The sequence below is a fragment of the Rhizobium sp. M1 genome (genome assembly GCF_002531805.1).
Lineage (GTDB): Bacteria > Pseudomonadota > Alphaproteobacteria > Rhizobiales > Rhizobiaceae > Rhizobium > Rhizobium etli_C.
Window position 1 is genome coordinate 1 of the sequence record NZ_NWSW01000066.1, and the last position, 16,771, is coordinate 16,771.

Genomic DNA, 16,771 nt, shown 5'->3' on the forward strand with positions numbered 1-16,771 from the left:
CCATCCAAAGTCTCGATCTGCCCTATATCGACAGCGAATATCTGACATCGAGCCTCAAGGACATGGGACTTTCCATGTCAGGCCTGATGAAGACGCTGATGCCCGGCACGGATGTGATCGATCCAATCATCGTCGACGGCAAGACCGCCGAAGAGGCGATCAAGAAGATCATCGCCCCGAGCCTCGACGCGCTGGCGGAAACCCTGTTCAAGGGCAATGCCGATGCCATGGCGCAATACAAGACCAATTTCACGACGATCTTCACCGCGCTTTGGGCGACGATGCGACCGGGCGGCAGCGTCGAAACGATCAAGGCCGACCTTGCCAAGCTGATCGACAAGACCGCGACGGCGGCGCCGGCAGGGGTCGATCCTGTCAAATACAAGGCGGCGCTCTCTTCCGGCGTGATGTCGGTGCTTACCGCATCCCGCTCCATCTATGCCGGCCTCAACATGACGAGCCCGACCTGGGACAGCATCGGCATCGTGGTTCTGCACGCCCTTGGCGCTCTCGCGCACATGGGCAGTGCGCTCGGCTCGGCGATCAAAGCCTCGAATTTTTCGCTGCTGGATGGGATCAGTTCACTCGTCGGCGTTTCCGACGAGCTGGCGCGGGCGCAGCGCAGCGTGCTCTCCGCCTTTTTCAAGAATACCGGGACGACGGTTGGCGCCGTTGCCGGCGTCGCTTGGCTGCCGGTGGAATATTACCAGTTCCTGCAGGGGCTCACCAGTGGCAAGGGCGATCCGGTCGATCTCATCTTCATGGGTATTGGAACCGCGGCGGACACGGTCGGCGCGATCGAGGGCATCGCAGGCGTTGCCAATATGCTGGTGAATTCCACCTTCCTCGGGCGCACGGGCGCAACGGTAGCGCTCGTCTCCGGCGGCTTCTCGCTCGCCTTCGCGATCGCCGGCGCGGTGTCCTGGGCGGCCTGGGCGGGCTTTGCCATCTACCAGAGCATCAAGCAGGAAAAAGCCTTCCACAAGCAGACCGACATGATGAACGACATGCTTAAGCGCACTGTCAACGACACGGTCGGCATCTACGCCAAAACAGGTCAGCGCGTCGGCGCCAAGGGCGGCGTCGCCCCCGCGCCCCGCGACCCGGAACAGCGCGAGCTGACCCCTGAGAACTGGGACGCGATCATCGCCGATATCGAGAAGCGCCGCGGTACGGCGGTGGGCTGATCCGGGACGCTTTCGCAACACCAAATATCTGGGTACTCACAGGCCCGGTTGGCGTAGAGGCGGTCGGGCCTGTGAACATTTGATAGCAATAAATTTAAGTATGAATTTCATGCGCAATCTGGATATCTGCTGCGCTTTATGGATAAAAACGTTCAGTTTTAATATAAAGGTCGAGAAAGTTGTCAAAGCCGATTGTAATTTCCGAAATTAACCATCGGTTAAGTTTAAACAATTGACCGGCCGTTTTTTTATCCATATCAAATCATGCATTCATTTTGATAACTCCTTGATGGAAGTGCTCATATGGCCGTAGATGCAGTGAATTCCGACCTGAACCTGGCGCCTGCAAACCCTGTCTCGGTGGAACTGACGATTGATAAGACAGGTTCCAAGGACACCACAGGCAGCACGACGAAAAAGGTCGATCCGAACAGCGAGAGCGAGATTCTCTCCGCTGCCGTGGACGCGTTTCTGCCAGGCATGATTTCCAACACCCTGATGCTGAACAATTCGCTTTTCAATTTCGCCAAGGAGGCGATCGACGAAGGCAGCGACGAGTAGCGTTCCCGTTCATCGTTTGCAGTTGACGTGTACCGAGTTGAGGAATTGCAATGAGTGGAGAAGAACTTACCGGCCGCGCCTTTACGCCGCCCGTCGACGGCGTATCGACAGGCAATGTGCTGAAGACCTCGGAGATCGTGGCGGAGCGGATCGGGCTGCAGCCGGCGGATTTCGCCGGCCTTCGACCAACCGAACTCACCTCCATTCCCAACACCCAGGGCCGCAAGATCGCGCCTGACTCCGACGCCATTCCTCCGTCCTATTCGCCGGAAGGCAATACGAGGCCCTCCAGCATTCTCGACCGCCTGTCGGCATTCTTCATGCCGGTGGCCGGGAACGGCCAGCCGGAGACGCCGCTGGTGCGATTTGCCGCGGACAAGGATCACAGCGGCCCGAAGATCGAAGACATCACGACATCGATCGACCGGCTGGAGAAATCACAGCAATTCGCGACCGGCACGACGCTGCTGTCGTCGCTCACCCAGTCGGTGATGTCCTCGTCCAAACGGCTGACGCAGGGCCAGTGAACATCATGATCACATCGGCCCTTGCGAGATCATCGATCACTTCGCCCGCGCGCAAAGTCCTTCCGAAGGCCGCCATGCTCGCTCTCTGCCTGTTCCTCGCCGCCTGCAGCCAGGATGTGCTGACGGGACTCGATCAGCGCGATGCGCTGGATGCCCAGGTGCTGCTGGAACGCGCCGGCATTTCCGTCACCATGAAGAGCGAAAAGGGCGGGACCTATGCGATCGCCGCTGAAGCAGCCGATCATGCCCGGGCGATCGAGTTGCTGGCGGGCGCTGGTCTGCCGCGTCAGTCGTTCGGAAATGTCGCCGAACTCTTTCCCGGCAACGGCTTCCTCGTGACGCCTTACGAACAGAAAGCCCGGATGAGCTACGCCATCGAGCAGCAACTTGCCGAAACACTTTCCGGGCTTGACGGCGTGGCGACGGCGCGCGTCCATGTAGTGTTACCGGAGGAGAACGGCCGCGGGCTCATCAAGGAGAAGGCGAGGGCGGCGGCCGTGCTGCAATATCGCCCCGGCGCCAATCTCAACGAGATCGACATGAAAAGCCGATCCGTTCTGGTCAACAGCATCCGTGATCTCTCTTACGAAGATGTCTCGGTGGTGGTCAGCCCCTGGTCGGAGGTCGGCGCGCCGGCGGCTCCTGCCACAGCCGCAGCGCCCGCCCCAGCAGCACCAGTGACGCCGGCACCTGCCGCAGCGCCATTCTCGATGGTGCAAAGCGCTCTCTCTGCTTTAAAGGGCCCCAATCTGGCCGTGATAGGCGCAATCATCCTCGCCATCGGGGCATGCTTGCTGCTGCTATTGCCGCAGCGGAAGGAGCGCTGAGCATGCGCGCGCCGCGTTCCGACGGCGAGGCGATCTCGAATGCGGCAAAGGTCCGCAAGGCGGCGCTGCTCTCCGCGGATATGCTGACGGTCGCCCGATGGGATGGGACCGCGCCGCTCCTGGCCGATGGGGCTAGCCTGTCGCCGCGGCTGCATCGGCGGCTTTTCACCGAAATCGCCGAAGCCCATGGCGATCCCGCCACATTTCCCGACGCCGCCCGCCGCCTGATTTCTATGAGCCCAGACGGACGCGCAAAGGCAGCGATCCGGGCGGGCCTCGCCTATCACCTCGCGGCCTTCTGCGCCGCGCTCGATCGCCCCACCCTTGCGAAACTCCGGGCTGCCTACGGCGAGGAAGCGGTCGCATTCGCTCTCGGCCACATCAATCTTTCCACAGCAACGCCGCGGCTCGATCTGTTGAGCGAGCCGGCAAGACATGTCGTCGAGGCCGATGGCTGGTCGATGCTGGCGCTTCTGGCAGACGAATACCGGATCTCCGCGGCCTGGCGGTCGGCGGGCTGGCGCGATATGGCCGAAAACGGTTCGGCTTCCCTGTTGAAGAGCCCGGCGCTCGCCTTGGCAGCGGCGGCCGTCGACGAGGTCGCCTCCTTACAGGAAGGCGCCGGACGATGAGCTCGGTATTTGCACACCACGACCGCATCATTCCAGCGGAAAACTTCGGCCAGATCAGAGAGGCGGCGCAAATTCTGGAAGCTGCCCGCCAGGACGCCGCCCAATCCCAGGCCACACTTGCAGCCGCCAGCGAGCAGGCCGCCCAAAACGGCTATCGCGATGGGTTCGAACAAGGTGTTCGTGATGCTGCAGCGCGGCTTGCCGCCTCGCTCGGAAAGGCCGAACAGGAGATTTCCAGGCTCGACAGCTGGGTCGAGGCGGTGGTTCTGAAATCGGTCGGGTTGATCCTCGGATCGATGGAGGCCGACGAGCGCACGAGGCGATTGGTCCGCCACGCCATCTCTCAGACCGCAGAGGCCCAGGCGATCGCCCTGCATGTCGCCCCCGAGGATGCCGCCATGATCGCCCGGGCGATTGCGGATATCGATCATCGCATCACCGTCGAAACGGATCCGCTGATGTCTCCAGGCGAGATCGTCCTGGAGACATCGGCGGGACGAAGCCAGATCGGCCTGAAAGATCAGCTTGCCACCGTGATCGAGGCTCTCGTCCATGGTTGACGCGTTGCTGCGGATGGAGCGGACACTCGAACAAACGGAAGTGCGGCGGCAGAGCGGCCGCGTAAAGAGTGTTTCGGGCCTGCTGGTGCGGGCCCTCATCCCCTCAGTCAGGATCGGCGAGCTTTGTGAACTGCATGAGCCGGGCAGGGGCCGTATCGGCCTTGCCGATGTCGTCGGCATCGACGGCGAGACGGCGCTTCTCTCGCTTCACGGCGAAACCCGCGGCATCTCCCAGCGCACGGAAATCGTCCCGACCGGCCGGGAGCCGGCCATCTCTGTCGGCAATTTCCTGCTTGGCGCGATCGTCGATGCACACGGCAATGTCCTGCGTCCCTCCGCCAATCCTGCCGGCGATGATGCGCGCTTCCTGCAGCCGCTCTACGGCCAGCCGGTCAATCCCCTGTCGCGCCGCCCGATCCGGCAGCCGTTTACCTCGGGAATTGCCGCCGTGGACGGATTGCTGACCTGCGGGCAGGGCCAGCGCATCGGTATTTTCGGTGCGCCCGGCGCCGGCAAGTCGACGCTGGTGTCCCAGATCGTCGCCAACAGCAAGACCGATGTGATCGTCTGCGCCCTGGTGGGCGAACGCGGACGCGAAGTCGGCGAATTCGTTGCCGGCAACATGCCGGAAGGCGTTCCCTCGAATGTGGCGCTGGTCGTTGCCACATCCGATCGCCCGGCGCTGGAGCGGTTCAAGGCGGTGATGACGGCAACGGCGATCGCCGAGCATTTTCGCGAGCAGGGAAAACATGTGCTGCTCGTCATCGACAGCGTCACCCGCATGGCCCGCGCCCTACGCGAAGTGGGGCTCGCGGCAGGCGAACCGCCGGTGCGGCGCGGCTTCCCGCCTTCCGTATTCGCCGTCCTGCCGCAAATCTTCGAGCGCGCCGGAAACAGCGCAAACGGCACGATGACGGCTTTCTACACAGTGCTCGTCGAAGGCGAAGAGCAGGACGATCCGATCGCCGAGGAAACCCGGTCGCTGCTGGATGGCCATATCGTGCTCTCCGACAAGATCGCCCGGGCGGGCAATTTTCCGGCGATCGATGTGCTGGCCAGCCGAAGCCGGACGATGAGCGCGGTCGTCAGCGAAAGCCATCGGCGGGCAGCCGACAGGCTGCGCGCCCTGCTCGCCCTTTATGACGAAGTGGAGTTGCTGATCCGCGTCGGCGAATATCGCCAAGGACGCGATGCCGCCGTCGACGAGGCCGTCGCCAAACACGGCCTCCTCAAGCGGTTCCTGTTTGACGGTCAGCGCAAGCCGCAGTCGTTCGGCGCAATCGTCGAAGCGCTTGAGGAGCTTGTCCGATGAATATCGCAGCACCCGCATGGCCCCGGTCATCGATGGCCGAGAGCTTCTTTTCCCGCTCCGGCACGATGATGCGCGCCGCCTGGCAAATTCCAGTCCGGGAGCGGACGCTTTCCGTTCGCCCGCTGTCCCCCGATATCGCAGCCGGGCGGATCGCCGATCCGGTCGGTATTCTCTGCCGCGTCGGCGAACGGGAGCAGATGCTGATTGCTTCGGCCGGAGCATTGCGGTTGCTGGCCGAAAGGCTGGAACCGCTGCTCCTCTGGGAAAAACTGTCGCCGCACGAACAGGCGGCGGTGGTCGAACATCAGTTCGCCGAGGCCTTCGAGGCAATCGAGAACAAGATCGGCATCAGCCTGTCGCTGCTGCAGATCGGCGCAGAGCCGCAGCTGGATTTCAGCGGCAATTTCGGCTTCGAAATCGGCTGGAACGGCATGAGCCTGCCCTTGAGCGGCCGCTTCGATGAAACCTTCCTTGCCGGGCTGGTCGGCTGGGCGAGCCGCCTGCCGCGCCGCACACTCGATGCCCTGACGATGACGGTCAGCATCCGGCGCGGTTATGCCGTGCTGTCGGTCGGTGAGATCAAATCCCTGCGATTGGGGGACGGCATAGTCATCGATGGGGCGGCGACGGAGGCCGTCATCGCGATCACCGGCGAACGTTACCTTGCAACCTGCATGCGATCGGACAAAGGCGCTGTTCTCACCGAGCCGCTGCTGTCGACGCCAACCGGACCAATGAGGCATTTCATGACGAATGAAACCGTCGATCAGGAATTGCAGGGCGAGCCGCGGCCATCGCCTGTCGACAGCATCCCGATCAAGCTGGTCTTCGATGCCGGACGGCTGGAGCTTCCGCTTCGCACACTCGAGACGATCGGCGAAGGCTACGTGTTCAACCTCGACAGGCCGTTGACGGATGCCGTCGATATCATCGCCCAGGGCCGTGTCATCGGACGCGGCGAAATCATCTCCGTGGATGGATTGAGCGCCGTTCGCGTCACGGCGCTGCACGACTGATGGAACAGAGTTTTCCTCTTGCCCAGAGCCTCGTGGCGATGGCGGCGATCTCGATGCTGCCTGTTATCGCCGTGATCGCGACATCCTTCACCAAGATTTCGGTCGTCCTGCTGATCGTGCGCAATGCGATCGGCATCCAGCAGACGCCGCCGAATCTCCTGGTTTTCGCCATCGCCATCGTGCTCTCGGCCTTCGTCATGAACCCGGTGCTGCAAAACAGCTGGCAATTGCTGCTTGCCCATAGCGGCGATTTCGGCACGGTCAGTGGCATGGCGGACGGCATGATCAAGGTGGCGGCACCGCTGAAGGATTTCATGCTGAAATTTTCCGACGCCGAGGTCCGCGACTTTTTCGTGCAGGCGTCGCAGAAGATCTGGGCGAATGCGCCGGTTACCCCTATTGCCTCCGACGACATCACGGTGTTGACGCCGAGCTTCCTCGTTTCGGAACTGACGCGGGCATTCGAAATCGGATTTCTGATCTATCTGCCCTTTCTGATGATCGACTTCGCCGTCTCCGCCATTCTCGTGGCGCTCGGCATGCAGATGATGTCCCCGACCGTGGTGTCGACACCGCTGAAGCTGCTGCTCTTCGTTTCGATCGACGGCTGGCGGCGATTGCTGGAAGGTCTGGTGCTGTCCTATGCGCAGTGAGCATCTCGCCTTCACCAAAGCACTGCTTCGGGCGCCTGCCACGCCCACGGGAAAGGCTTGCCGCCATGGGTGAGGATCAGGTCGCAGCCGAAATCGGCATGTCTGTCATGGCGACCTTCGCCCTTGCCGGCCCCATTCTGGGCCTCGCCGCGCTTCTCGGCCTCGTCATCGCCATTTTCCAGGCCGCGACGCAGATCCAGGAACAGACCATCGCGCAGATCGTCAAGATTTTCGTGATCTCCATCGCTCTTCTGCTGTTCGGCCGGGTGCTGGCAACGCCGCTGATCGAACATTCGGTTCATATCCTCAACGACTTCCCGACCATGGTTCAGTGAGGCGAAGCGGATGGGGCCGGATCATCTTCCGCTCGTCGGCATCGAGGTCGCGGCTCCGGCCGCAGCCATGCTCGGCGCCGCCCGCGCGCTCGGCATCCTGCTGATCTTCCCGATCTTCTCGCTGTTCAGCATTGTCGGCATTCTGCGTTTCGGCCTGGCAATCGGCCTTTCGGCGCCCTCCGTCGCCTTCGCCTATTCGGTGCTGGCGTTGGGAGATACGTCCTGGTTCGATCTGGCCGCCCTTTCGATCAAGGAGCTCTGCTTCGGGGTGCTCATCGGCATGGGGCTCGGCATTCCCTTCTGGGCGGCCCAGGCGGCCGGCGACATGACCGATGTCTATCGCGGCGCCAATGCCGCCAATCTCTTCGACCAGATCAACGCGCTGGAAACCGCGCCGCTCGGCTCGCTGATGATGTCGATCGCCCTGGTGATTTTCGTCAGCGCCGGCGGCATCATCGATCTGGTCGCGATCTTCTACAAATCCTTCGAGCTCTGGCCACTCTTCAAGCTGGCACCCGCCATGCCCGACGATCCGCTCGACATGATATCAGGTGTTTTCGGCCGGCTGTTCAAGGCGGCCGGATTGCTTGCCGCCCCGTTCATGATCGTCACCTGCGCACTCGAATTGTCGCTGGCCTTCGTCGGCCGCTCGTCGAAGCAGTTCCCGCTGAACGACAGCCTGCCGGCCATCAAGAACTTCGCGGTCGTGGTCATTCTCGTCGTCTACACGGCCTTCATCTCCAGCTATTTCCACGATCTCTGGATCGATGGATTCAACGAGGTGAAAGCCATGCTGGAGGTGGCTGATGGCCAAAAATGACGATACCGAGGAAAAAACCCTGCCGCCGAGCCGGGTGAAGCTCGATCGGCTTCGGCGCGAGGGCCAGGTTCCCCGCTCGAAGGAAATCCCGGTTGCGATCTCCGTCCTCGCCATCGCCGTTTATGTCACCTGGGGCTTGCCTGATATCCTCGAGGATTTCACCCGCAGTTTCGATACCGGTCTACAATCCGCCGCGCGGGCCGACCTCTCCGACGCCGTGACTGTCGGCTTGAGCGAAACCGGCGTGGCGCTGCTCGATCTCATCTGGCTGCCGCTTGCGATGGGTCTCGCCGCCACCATCCTCGCCTCAATCCTCGACGCGCAGGGTTTTCCCGTGTCGTTCAAACATATGAGCTTCGATTTTAATCGGCTCAATCCGTTCGACGGCATCAAGAGGCTTTTTTCGCTCGCGAGCATCGCCGAGTTCATCAAGGGGCTGGTCAAATTTGTCCTGCTCGCGGCCGCCGGCGGCGGTGCGATCTTCTATTTCCTCAACAGCATCTTCTGGTCGCCTCTTTGCGGAGAAGCATGTTCGCTCTCCACGGCAGCCCATCTCCTCGGCTCGATCCTCGTCATTGCCGCCGGCATCATGGTGGCGGCGGCGTTTTTCGATATCCGCATTTCGCGTGCGCTGTTCAGGCACGAACACCGCATGACCAAGACCGAAGCGCGGCGTGAATACAAGGATACCCAGGGTGACCCGAAGCTGAAATCGGCGCGCCGGCAGATCGGCGCGGAAATGCGCAACGGCCCGCCGCGCAGGCAAGGGCCGGAGCAGAGATGAAAAGCGGGAGCTTGAGGCGCCCGCTTTTTCTTCACTTTGTCGTCCCGGTGGTCTGATATCTCAAACGCCCGATTGGTTGTCACCCACACGCGTCCAGTTCTTCACCTTGTCCAGCGTGATATCGGACAGGAACGTCACGCTGGCCAGCGAGCTGTCGGTGCGGAAGACGTTGCTGCCGTTGGAGAATGCGCCGCCATCGATGGTGACGTCGGCGTCGATCTGCTTGCCGCCATTGGTGCGCACGAGCGTGGTGAAGCCGTCAGCGACGAAATCCTTCAGATAGAAATGCGTATCGGCATTGATCTGGAAGATCTTGTCGGTCGCGCCCTTGGCCGAGCCGCCGAGAATGGTGACGTCGCCGGCACTTTTGACCGTCAGCGCATCCTCGCCGACATTCTGCCAATTGACGTTTTCGAGCGTCGCGCCGCCATAGACGTGAATGCCGTCTGCGCCATTCTCGCCGAGATTGACATTCTTGAGCGTCGCGCCGTTCCTGAGAATGAACAGCGGCGATTGGGTTTCGGACTGGCCGCCATCACCGAGCTTGGAAGAGGCCGTATAGGTCGCGCCCTTGCCGTCGAACACGCCGCCATCCACGACGATCGGCTCGTTGACGGTGATGACGCTGCCTTCTTTCGAGAGGTCGGGCTTTTCCGCCGTGGTCTGCAAAGTCGTGGCCTGTTGCTCGTCGGAGGGATCCACCTTCTTGGAGTCGGACTGCCAGTTGATGTGCTTGCGCAGCACATCCTTGGGATCGGAATCCATGCCGTTTTGCGACGTTCCCGGGGACTTCGGCACATAAGAGGTCAGCATCGGCGGGTTGCCGGAGAAATCTTCGAAGGGCGAGACCTTGCGGGTTCGGCTGGTGGTGAAATCCGTGTCGGTCCTATTGCTGCCGCCATGGCAACCGGACTCAAGGTCGAAATGGGAGTTTCTGTCGAAGTCTATGGGCCTTTGTCCATCTACGCCATGCATTGCATTCGTCCCCCTGTTGGTCGCTTCTACCGCACCTGGTCTATGCGCTCGACCTTTGTTTTGATCCGGCAGCGTTCCGGATTTGGCCGATCTCTCCGACGGTTTCGACCGTTACATCCCTGTCGATCTCCTCCACCGCCAGCACCGGAATGCGGCAGTTGTGGCGGATCATCAGCATCTGAGTGAGCAGACGCCATTCGCCCGGCACGATGATGACGGGATCGTATCCCCGCTCGTTGGCGTCCTCGAGAGCCTGTCTGGATTTCTCGGCCAGCAGGCGCAGTCTTTCAGCGATCTCGATCTTCTCGGTCGCGCCGCCCGCCTCATAGGATCGGATGAAATGGTCCCATTCGGCGGGAAGCACCAGCACCGGCAGCAATCCGCGCCGGTCGAGAAGCCCGAAGGCGATCTGCTTGACCAACGCGGCCCGCGCCATTTCGGCCAGGGCGTCCGGCGCGTGATCGGTGCCGGCGTGCAGCATCACTTCCAGAAGTCCGCGGGGCTGGGAAAGCGTCACGCCGGAATCCAGCAGGCGCCTGACGACCGCGACCGTCAGCATCAGCGGCACCTGGGTGGCGACGTCGATCGCCAGTTTTCCCAGACGCGGTTCGAGGCTGCCGAGCCACTGCGCGGCATCGTCGACGCTGAACAGCGCGGACGTCGTGGCGATCGAGGAGACGGACGATACCGTCACCGTACTTCTCTGGCATCTGAAATACTCGCAGGCAGTAATGGGGCGCCGGGCGGACAATCTTTACCTCGTTTGCGGTCAAGCACAGAAGGGGGTGAAGGGGACATGGAGCTTGAAGAACCTCATCAACCACCTGACCGTGAGAGAAACATCGCATCTTAAGGGCCGGGCCCGTTTCATTCGAGGCAGCCTGAATGACTTGGCCACGCTTCGAAAGGCTGCCCGACGCACGTTCATCGAGTACCGGATCGGGATTGTACAGCCGGGTCTTAACGGTGAAAACATACCCGCAGAACATCTTGCGCTTCTGGGAGCGACTGCCACTTCATACTGTCTGTCACCGGGTGTCCCCTAATGACTGTCGCGAACCGCACCGATCCAGCTTAGCTGCCGGCCACCGTCTCCAGCGGCGCTACTTTCCATGACGGCAGGGCCGCCGCGAACTGTCACGGCCTTCTTGGGGCTTTCGATATCGAACTTGACGTTGTAGCGGTTCCACTCTGTAACAGCGGCAGAGCCGCCGACAAAATCAGGGGTAGGAATGCTCGATGTCCTGCCGATTGTTGCGGCGGGTGCATAGCTGCAGTGCAACATAGACGCTGGCTTCATGGCGCTGGCCCGAGTATTGCTATTTTCATCGAAGCGATGCTCCCTCCCGCAACGCTTCGAAGTTTAGACGGCCCACTCCTCCTCCCAAAGGGACGTCTGTGGGAACAGCGGCACTCCTCCTCCCAGGTCGCCGTTCGGTTCTTTTAGGAAAGCCTGCCGCACCTCCTCCCGCGGCAGGCTTTTCTATTTCGGGGCGATGGGCCGTCAGAGCCCGAGATCAAGTTGGGACTGGGGTCGTGCATTGCCGATCGGAGGTCGTCAGCGTTGAAAGCGTGACGCCGAGCAGCCGCACTGGCCGCTTGAATGGATAGACAGTCGCCAATCGACGGGGCATCGTCCGATGGTGTGCTCGAAGATCTTGGCTGGTTCGGCAAACGGTTCACGCCGGACATGCGCACCGATGTGCTGCTGTTTCGAGCGGGAGACCGGCGGCTGGTTGCCGTGGATCCCAAATGGATCCCGCTTCGGCTAACGTTGCGTTTTTATAAGATCGACAGGACGCGTGTGGCAAGCAACCTGTTTTACTATCTCCAGCGCCGGCTGCGGGCGAGGGCCCGGTCGCGTCTTTGAAGGCCATGATGTTCGGCTGCGTCAAGAGCGCGGCCATGGTCTATGACGATCAACCCATCGTCGACCATTTCCGGCGGATCGACGCCGAGAGGATCATGGGCGCGAAATTTCGCTCTGCGCAAGTAAGGCAGGAACCGTCGAGACGGCGGTTCCTAATGAGCTAATCGAAAGGTCATATCATGCTGAAATACAAGCTCTACGTACTCGTGGTAAAAGCCGACGGGAATCTCGCGATCCTCGCCGCGCTTGCCATGGTTCTTACCGCGATATGGCGCGGCGTTTTACACATAGGAAGTTTCTACTAAAAGACTGGAGGTGCAGGATCATTCCTGCACCTCCTCACATATCACCACGTTCGCAGTACGCGTGTCACCTATCTCTCACGCGCAACAGCGGAAACGACAAGGTCTGTCATTTGAGAGTTACCCGGAGCGCCCCACCAGTCGCAGAGGGACAGGTAGGAGAAGTCGCTCACACTGTCACCGTAGCCGATCACTGGGCGACCTGGATGCTCCGTCCGAAGCTTTTTGAGCAGAAATTGTGAGGCCACCCGTTTTGAGATCGCAGGCGGAACTAGCGCAAGGTTATTGCCGTTGTGGTGTCGAACCCAACCCCGTTTTTCTCTAATGATCGGCACAATCTCTTCAAGACGTGAGCCGTCTCCGTTAATCTCTTTGAAGACAACATATGTCGCGAGATCAGCCTCCATCACCGACCAGCACCGAATGTCGACGCCAAGTTCCCTCGCGTTGGTCCTGCCCTCATCGAGGAGCTTATCGAAAAAGCCGGCAAGCGGCCGGAGCTCCCTTGCGACGACCTCATGCCATTCGGCGTCAGGCTTGCCGTCCTTTTTGAGGATGACGGCACCGTTCGATAAGATTGAGTAGCTTTCAAACGCGATCGTAACGCGCGAAAGAGCCTCAGAGCCGCGCGCCGTAACCGGGATGGCCTCCGTGGAGACGAGCAGCCACTCGACAAAGGCAGCTTGAATCTTCGTCATATAGGAGTTGCTTCCATTAATGGATTTGGACGCCAATACCAGATCGGCTTCCGCAATCTCCGGTATCTTTTTCTTGGTTTGAAACAAGGTGTCGTCGAGGTCCACCAGAGCAATGGGCTTCATATGCGTACTCCAAAATGCGACTGGTTAAATATCTGATCGATTGCCAGATGTGAGCTTTCGCGGATTCTCCATTGGCAATGAATTACGATACGGAATTTGTCCCATCTCAGTTTCCTTGACCTGCGCGCCGAGCTCGTAAGTAGACATACGTGGAGATTAGGAGACGTGCCGGATCAGCGTGACGGCGCGGTAGGGGGCGATCTTTGTAGGGGAGACGACATACGGGACGCCTTTGTTGTCGATCAGGTACATGAGGGCCGCGAGTTCTGGATCGGTTGGCGACGAGACGTACACCTTTTCCGGCACACGTCGCAGGATGGCCCTGGTCGCCTCCGCAATGCCCGGCTTTACTCGGTTGATGTTCGTTACGGCGTCCTCCCCCATCACCCAGGCGACGGCAGCGGCGGCGGCATCGCGATGCGCCCGGCGGGTCTCGATACTCCAGACGCTCGGGATTTCGGTTGCAATCACAGTGGAGACATCATTCCACATACCATCCACGAATGATCGGGAAATATCGTGTTCCGCGAGATTGTCCCACTGGACGCAGGCGTGGAAGTCACCGGGACCGACGAGCGCAGCGTTGAGGATCGAGCGGCTGATAAGCCCGGATACGGTGCATCCTAGCATTCCGGAGGGAATAAGCCAGTCGTCGCCCGATGCGGCGAGCCATGCGCAGCCGCAGGGGTCGGCCAATACAACTAGCCGCGCAGGCCGATCTGAGTAGTCCTTGAAGCTCTTTTCGAGTTGGTTCGCAATTGCTCCTTTCCCCGTCCAGCTATCTACGAAGACGATGCTCTCGACAGGACGCCTGGCCAGAATGTGGCGCATAGCCTCGTCGTCAACGCCCTTGTCGCGAATGATCGACAACCCGTAGTGTCCGACGTCCCGGCCGAGTAAGGCGATGGCCCTCTTGAGAAGGATGCCGAAGGGCACGCCGGCGCGGACCAAACTGACAAGGGTAATCGGACCCTCGACCGACTGCACGATCGCGAGGGCGAGGCGTGCCGTCTCGGCGCCCATGCGCGGGCCACCAGTGGCCATGGCCTTAGCAAACAGCTCCATGTATTCGCGGGTCGGGGCCATCTCGGCGGAAATCATTTCCGAGTAATGCCGCCGCCCGGATTGGATGGCCTCTTCCCTCGTGGCCGTGTCAGTAGGCTGAATATCCACTCTCTTGAGAAGGAGCGTCACGTCGTATTCGGCGTAGGAGCCTAGTGTGGCAGGGGAGGCGATGCTGTCATAGGTATCCCCCATGGGAGTGATGTCCTTAGATAACGCGACAGCAGTGTTGTGTCGCTGTGGACTGGCGGAAATGTCCGATCGAGTGAGCCGATTTCGAAGCGGCACCGCATGGCCTAAGGCGGCTTCATTCACCTTCTACGTCTGAAAGGACAATGGGATCGCCCAGTGCGGACATCAGGCCGGCACAGACATGTTCCGGGCCTGTCTCCGAGCAGAGTATAATTTTCGAGTACAGCGCTGGATCGACGTTGTAGAGGTAATGTGGAACCGTTCCGCCGTAGTTGTCGGAGAACGAAAGTACTGAACCGATCGCGTGGCCTTTCGACAGGGGAGAACGCGTCACGGATGAATAGAAAACCTCAGCGCCCTCCTTTTCCAAGCGCTCCGCAAGCAGGAAGGGCTGCCACACGTGTTCGCCCGTTCCGAGTACGAGAGTAATCCCGTCATCGGCAGCGTTTGCATTGAGACCCTGCAAGTGATCGACGACGCCGAGACGCGCCCAGTCTCGAGCGACGTCGGGACAGACCTCGGGCCGCTTAGGACGGTCAAAGGAAGGGACCTGAGGAGTAGCTGCCGTGAAATCCCCACGCGGAGTCCAACTGTACCGTCCGGAAACGATAGTAGCCTCACTGACTGTTCCCGTGATCTCCGCGCGGGCAGCGCCTTCTGACCAGTCGGTAAGCGTAAGTAGGACTGTGTGCTTCAGCTTCAAACGAATTTTTGCGGGAAGGGCAGCGAAGATGTTGGCGAATGTCTTACCTGTCGAAGCCTCATCGTCAACGAGTACCAAGCCGGTCGCACCATGAACCAAGTCGCGGAGCCTTGCCTCGCATGGTTCGTGCAGGAGGTGCCGCGGGGCATGGCTATGCTCTTCCTCAAATTCGCACAGCAGCGGCAGTTTAAGATCATGGCGAGTGGAGCAGATATATATTGCATCGCCGCGACCAGTGAGTTCGCGGAACCGCCGATGGACACCCGCACCAAGGCCAATGCCCGCTTCGGCTATTCCGATGAACAAAACCGGACCAGGAATATCGGCAGGAATCTGACGTGCAAGGAGGTCGAATGCATTTCCCATGACCGAAGGGCGGATCGGCAGGAATCGACCAAGAACCTTGGAAACAAACAGAAACGAGCGGTTAGGGTTGATTCGCTGCCCGAAGCCGAACATCTCAATGGGGGGTACAAGGCTTCGATCCACGTGAACCGAGATAGTGCCGTCGGCGAGTTGCGCAGAGTATGTTGGAGGATTCACCATTGCCAGCTTTCGAAAGTACGGACGTTTACCGTGGAAAAAATCCGTGCCATATGTTTCCGTGACGCCGCACGCTCATTGGCGTCTCGTTGACGAGCAGGGTAGCACTTACCTCTCGAGGCTCAGAGTGCATCCGCGCCACGATATCGCAGGAAATTCGCCGGCCCTTGGCGCGAAGGCCAGCACGGCGCGAGCGCCTCCCTGGTTTCAGCTTCGTTGGGGCTAAATCCCGATCTGAGGCCTTCCTGCCCCGTCGATGCGGCTCGTGACCCATCTCCGACAAAGCGACTGGGGCGATAGAAATAGAGTTTACGTCAGTTCATCCTCGCTCTCTGCGGTGAATCAGTAGCATGAAGTGAAGCAAGGGACGTGCCACTCGGACATGCAGCACGAATGCGAGCTGAATAGGCACCAGAACTCGAATATTGCATTCCAGGTCTCACGCGGCAGATGTCCAGATTGCCGGGAAATTTCGTGTTGCATCCATAACGGCTTTGGGCGACGGATTGCGGGACCTGCCATGGCAAGCGCGTGCGGTCGCGAAACCTCAGATGGCGGCGAAGCGCTGCAGTTAAGAGAGATGCTGGAGCGCATATTCGCCTAAACGCTGCTGACGTGGCGGTTGGGCCTTTGAACGGGGGACGAGATCAGCCGGGAAAAAAGGCGTGGCTTCATTGAAATCGGCAGGGTGTACCCCACCCACTACCGGGGATCAGAGCAGGCCAGCCTTGGCCCCAACCTGCGATGATAGCAGGTGCCTGGGGCACCTCCAACACGTCGAGGGTTCTGCATCTTCGTGTCAGCCAATAGCCGACAGTTCGCACCACGTTTGTATTCGCTTTGTCTGCTTTACGACAGACTTAAGTCTTGATGCCTGCACTCAGCCGTCGTTGTTCAGTCCCGGCGTTTTCATGGAGCGGATCGAGGGTGAAACGTTCAGGCTGCGAAGTCTATGTCTTGCAGACGAACTCGTAGTGTGAGGCCCTTGAGGGTCTTGAGCCTGCGTGACCTGCCACTGAACTTTCATCCAGCGGCGATTAGAGCCTCGGCGGCGATGAACCGCTCCCAAACGTTGGACCACCGGATGCT

General features: G+C 60.4%; 15 protein-coding genes and 4 pseudogenes. 13 read left to right on the forward strand and 6 right to left on the reverse strand.

Annotation, left to right across the window (positions count from 1 at the left end; all coding sequences use genetic code 11):
- From CO655_RS31915 to CO655_RS31970, 12 genes and pseudogenes are all read left to right on the forward strand, one after another.
- Positions 1–1,187 (forward strand): annotated as a pseudogene (locus tag CO655_RS31915) (hypothetical protein); the annotation flags it as partial.
- Between the two features lie 303 nt (positions 1,188–1,490).
- Positions 1,491–1,748, forward strand: coding sequence for a hypothetical protein (locus tag CO655_RS31920; protein ID WP_010068575.1), 258 nt, complete (start codon positions 1,491–1,493; stop codon positions 1,746–1,748).
- A 50-nt stretch (positions 1,749–1,798) separates the two neighbouring features.
- Positions 1,799–2,275 (forward strand): hypothetical protein, encoded by a 477-nt coding sequence (locus tag CO655_RS31925; protein ID WP_097667874.1) that lies wholly within the window; start codon positions 1,799–1,801, stop codon positions 2,273–2,275.
- Entirely contained in the window at positions 2,272–3,102 is an 831-nt protein-coding gene (gene sctJ, locus CO655_RS31930) for a type III secretion inner membrane ring lipoprotein SctJ (protein ID WP_097667875.1), read from the forward strand. Before CO655_RS31925 ends, sctJ begins: the two co-directional genes overlap by 4 nt.
- A gap of 2 nt (positions 3,103–3,104) precedes the next feature.
- Positions 3,105–3,734 carry a hypothetical protein gene (locus CO655_RS31935; RefSeq protein ID WP_097667876.1) on the forward strand — a complete coding sequence of 210 codons (630 nt, stop codon included), beginning with the start codon at positions 3,105–3,107 and terminating at the stop codon, positions 3,732–3,734.
- Positions 3,731–4,294: a type III secretion system stator protein SctL gene (sctL, locus tag CO655_RS31940; RefSeq protein WP_097667877.1), complete on the forward strand. Its 564-nt coding sequence runs from the start codon at positions 3,731–3,733 to the stop codon at positions 4,292–4,294. Before CO655_RS31935 ends, sctL begins: the two co-directional genes overlap by 4 nt.
- Positions 4,287–5,606, forward strand: coding sequence for a FliI/YscN family ATPase (locus tag CO655_RS31945; protein ID WP_097667878.1), 1,320 nt, complete (start codon positions 4,287–4,289; stop codon positions 5,604–5,606). Before sctL ends, CO655_RS31945 begins: the two co-directional genes overlap by 8 nt.
- Positions 5,603–6,622 (forward strand): type III secretion system cytoplasmic ring protein SctQ, encoded by a 1,020-nt coding sequence (gene sctQ / locus CO655_RS31950; protein ID WP_097667879.1) that lies wholly within the window; start codon positions 5,603–5,605, stop codon positions 6,620–6,622. Before CO655_RS31945 ends, sctQ begins: the two co-directional genes overlap by 4 nt.
- A complete protein-coding gene (gene sctR / locus CO655_RS31955; protein ID WP_097667880.1) occupies positions 6,622–7,275 on the forward strand; it encodes a type III secretion system export apparatus subunit SctR in 654 nt (217 codons plus the stop codon). Before sctQ ends, sctR begins: the two co-directional genes overlap by 1 nt.
- A gap of 65 nt (positions 7,276–7,340) precedes the next feature.
- Positions 7,341–7,610 carry a flagellar biosynthetic protein FliQ gene (locus tag CO655_RS31960; protein WP_097667881.1) on the forward strand — a complete coding sequence of 90 codons (270 nt, stop codon included), beginning with the start codon at positions 7,341–7,343 and terminating at the stop codon, positions 7,608–7,610.
- Positions 7,611–7,620: 10 nt separating this feature from the next.
- On the forward strand, positions 7,621–8,430 hold the full coding sequence (locus CO655_RS31965) for a flagellar biosynthetic protein FliR (protein WP_097667882.1): 810 nt from the start codon (positions 7,621–7,623) through the stop codon (positions 8,428–8,430).
- Positions 8,417–9,214, forward strand: coding sequence for an EscU/YscU/HrcU family type III secretion system export apparatus switch protein (locus tag CO655_RS31970; RefSeq protein WP_097667883.1), 798 nt, complete (start codon positions 8,417–8,419; stop codon positions 9,212–9,214). The genes CO655_RS31965 and CO655_RS31970 overlap by 14 nt, the downstream gene beginning before the upstream one ends.
- 60 nt (positions 9,215–9,274) lie before the next feature.
- Here the strand turns inward: CO655_RS31970 and CO655_RS31975 are convergent, their stop codons facing one another.
- From CO655_RS31975 to CO655_RS34620, 3 genes and pseudogenes are all read right to left on the reverse strand, one after another.
- Complete coding sequence (locus CO655_RS31975) at positions 9,275–10,189, reverse strand: pectate lyase (RefSeq protein ID WP_097667884.1); 915 nt, start codon at positions 10,187–10,189, stop codon at positions 9,275–9,277.
- Positions 10,190–10,229: 40 nt separating this feature from the next.
- Positions 10,230–10,875 (reverse strand): annotated as a pseudogene (locus CO655_RS31980) (FHIPEP family type III secretion protein); the annotation flags it as partial.
- An 818-nt stretch (positions 10,876–11,693) separates the two neighbouring features.
- Positions 11,694–11,811 (reverse strand): annotated as a pseudogene (locus CO655_RS34620) (DNA polymerase IV); the annotation flags it as partial.
- 17 nt (positions 11,812–11,828) lie between these two features.
- On the opposite strand from CO655_RS34620, the pseudogene CO655_RS31995 reads away from it, so the two are divergent.
- Positions 11,829–12,223, forward strand: a pseudogene (locus CO655_RS31995) (DUF4334 domain-containing protein); the annotation flags it as partial.
- A 209-nt stretch (positions 12,224–12,432) separates the two neighbouring features.
- Here the strand turns inward: CO655_RS31995 and CO655_RS32000 are convergent.
- The 3 genes from CO655_RS32000 to CO655_RS32010 form a co-directional block, all read right to left on the reverse strand.
- Entirely contained in the window at positions 12,433–13,182 is a 750-nt protein-coding gene (locus tag CO655_RS32000; RefSeq protein WP_097667885.1) for a hypothetical protein, read from the reverse strand.
- A gap of 156 nt (positions 13,183–13,338) precedes the next feature.
- Positions 13,339–14,439 carry a cysteine protease StiP domain-containing protein gene (locus CO655_RS32005; RefSeq protein WP_097667886.1) on the reverse strand — a complete coding sequence of 367 codons (1,101 nt, stop codon included), beginning with the start codon at positions 14,437–14,439 and terminating at the stop codon, positions 13,339–13,341.
- A gap of 112 nt (positions 14,440–14,551) precedes the next feature.
- On the reverse strand, positions 14,552–15,685 hold the full coding sequence (locus CO655_RS32010; protein WP_245424003.1) for a phosphoribosyltransferase domain-containing protein: 1,134 nt from the start codon (positions 15,683–15,685) through the stop codon (positions 14,552–14,554).
- Positions 15,686–16,771 lie beyond the last annotated feature (1,086 nt).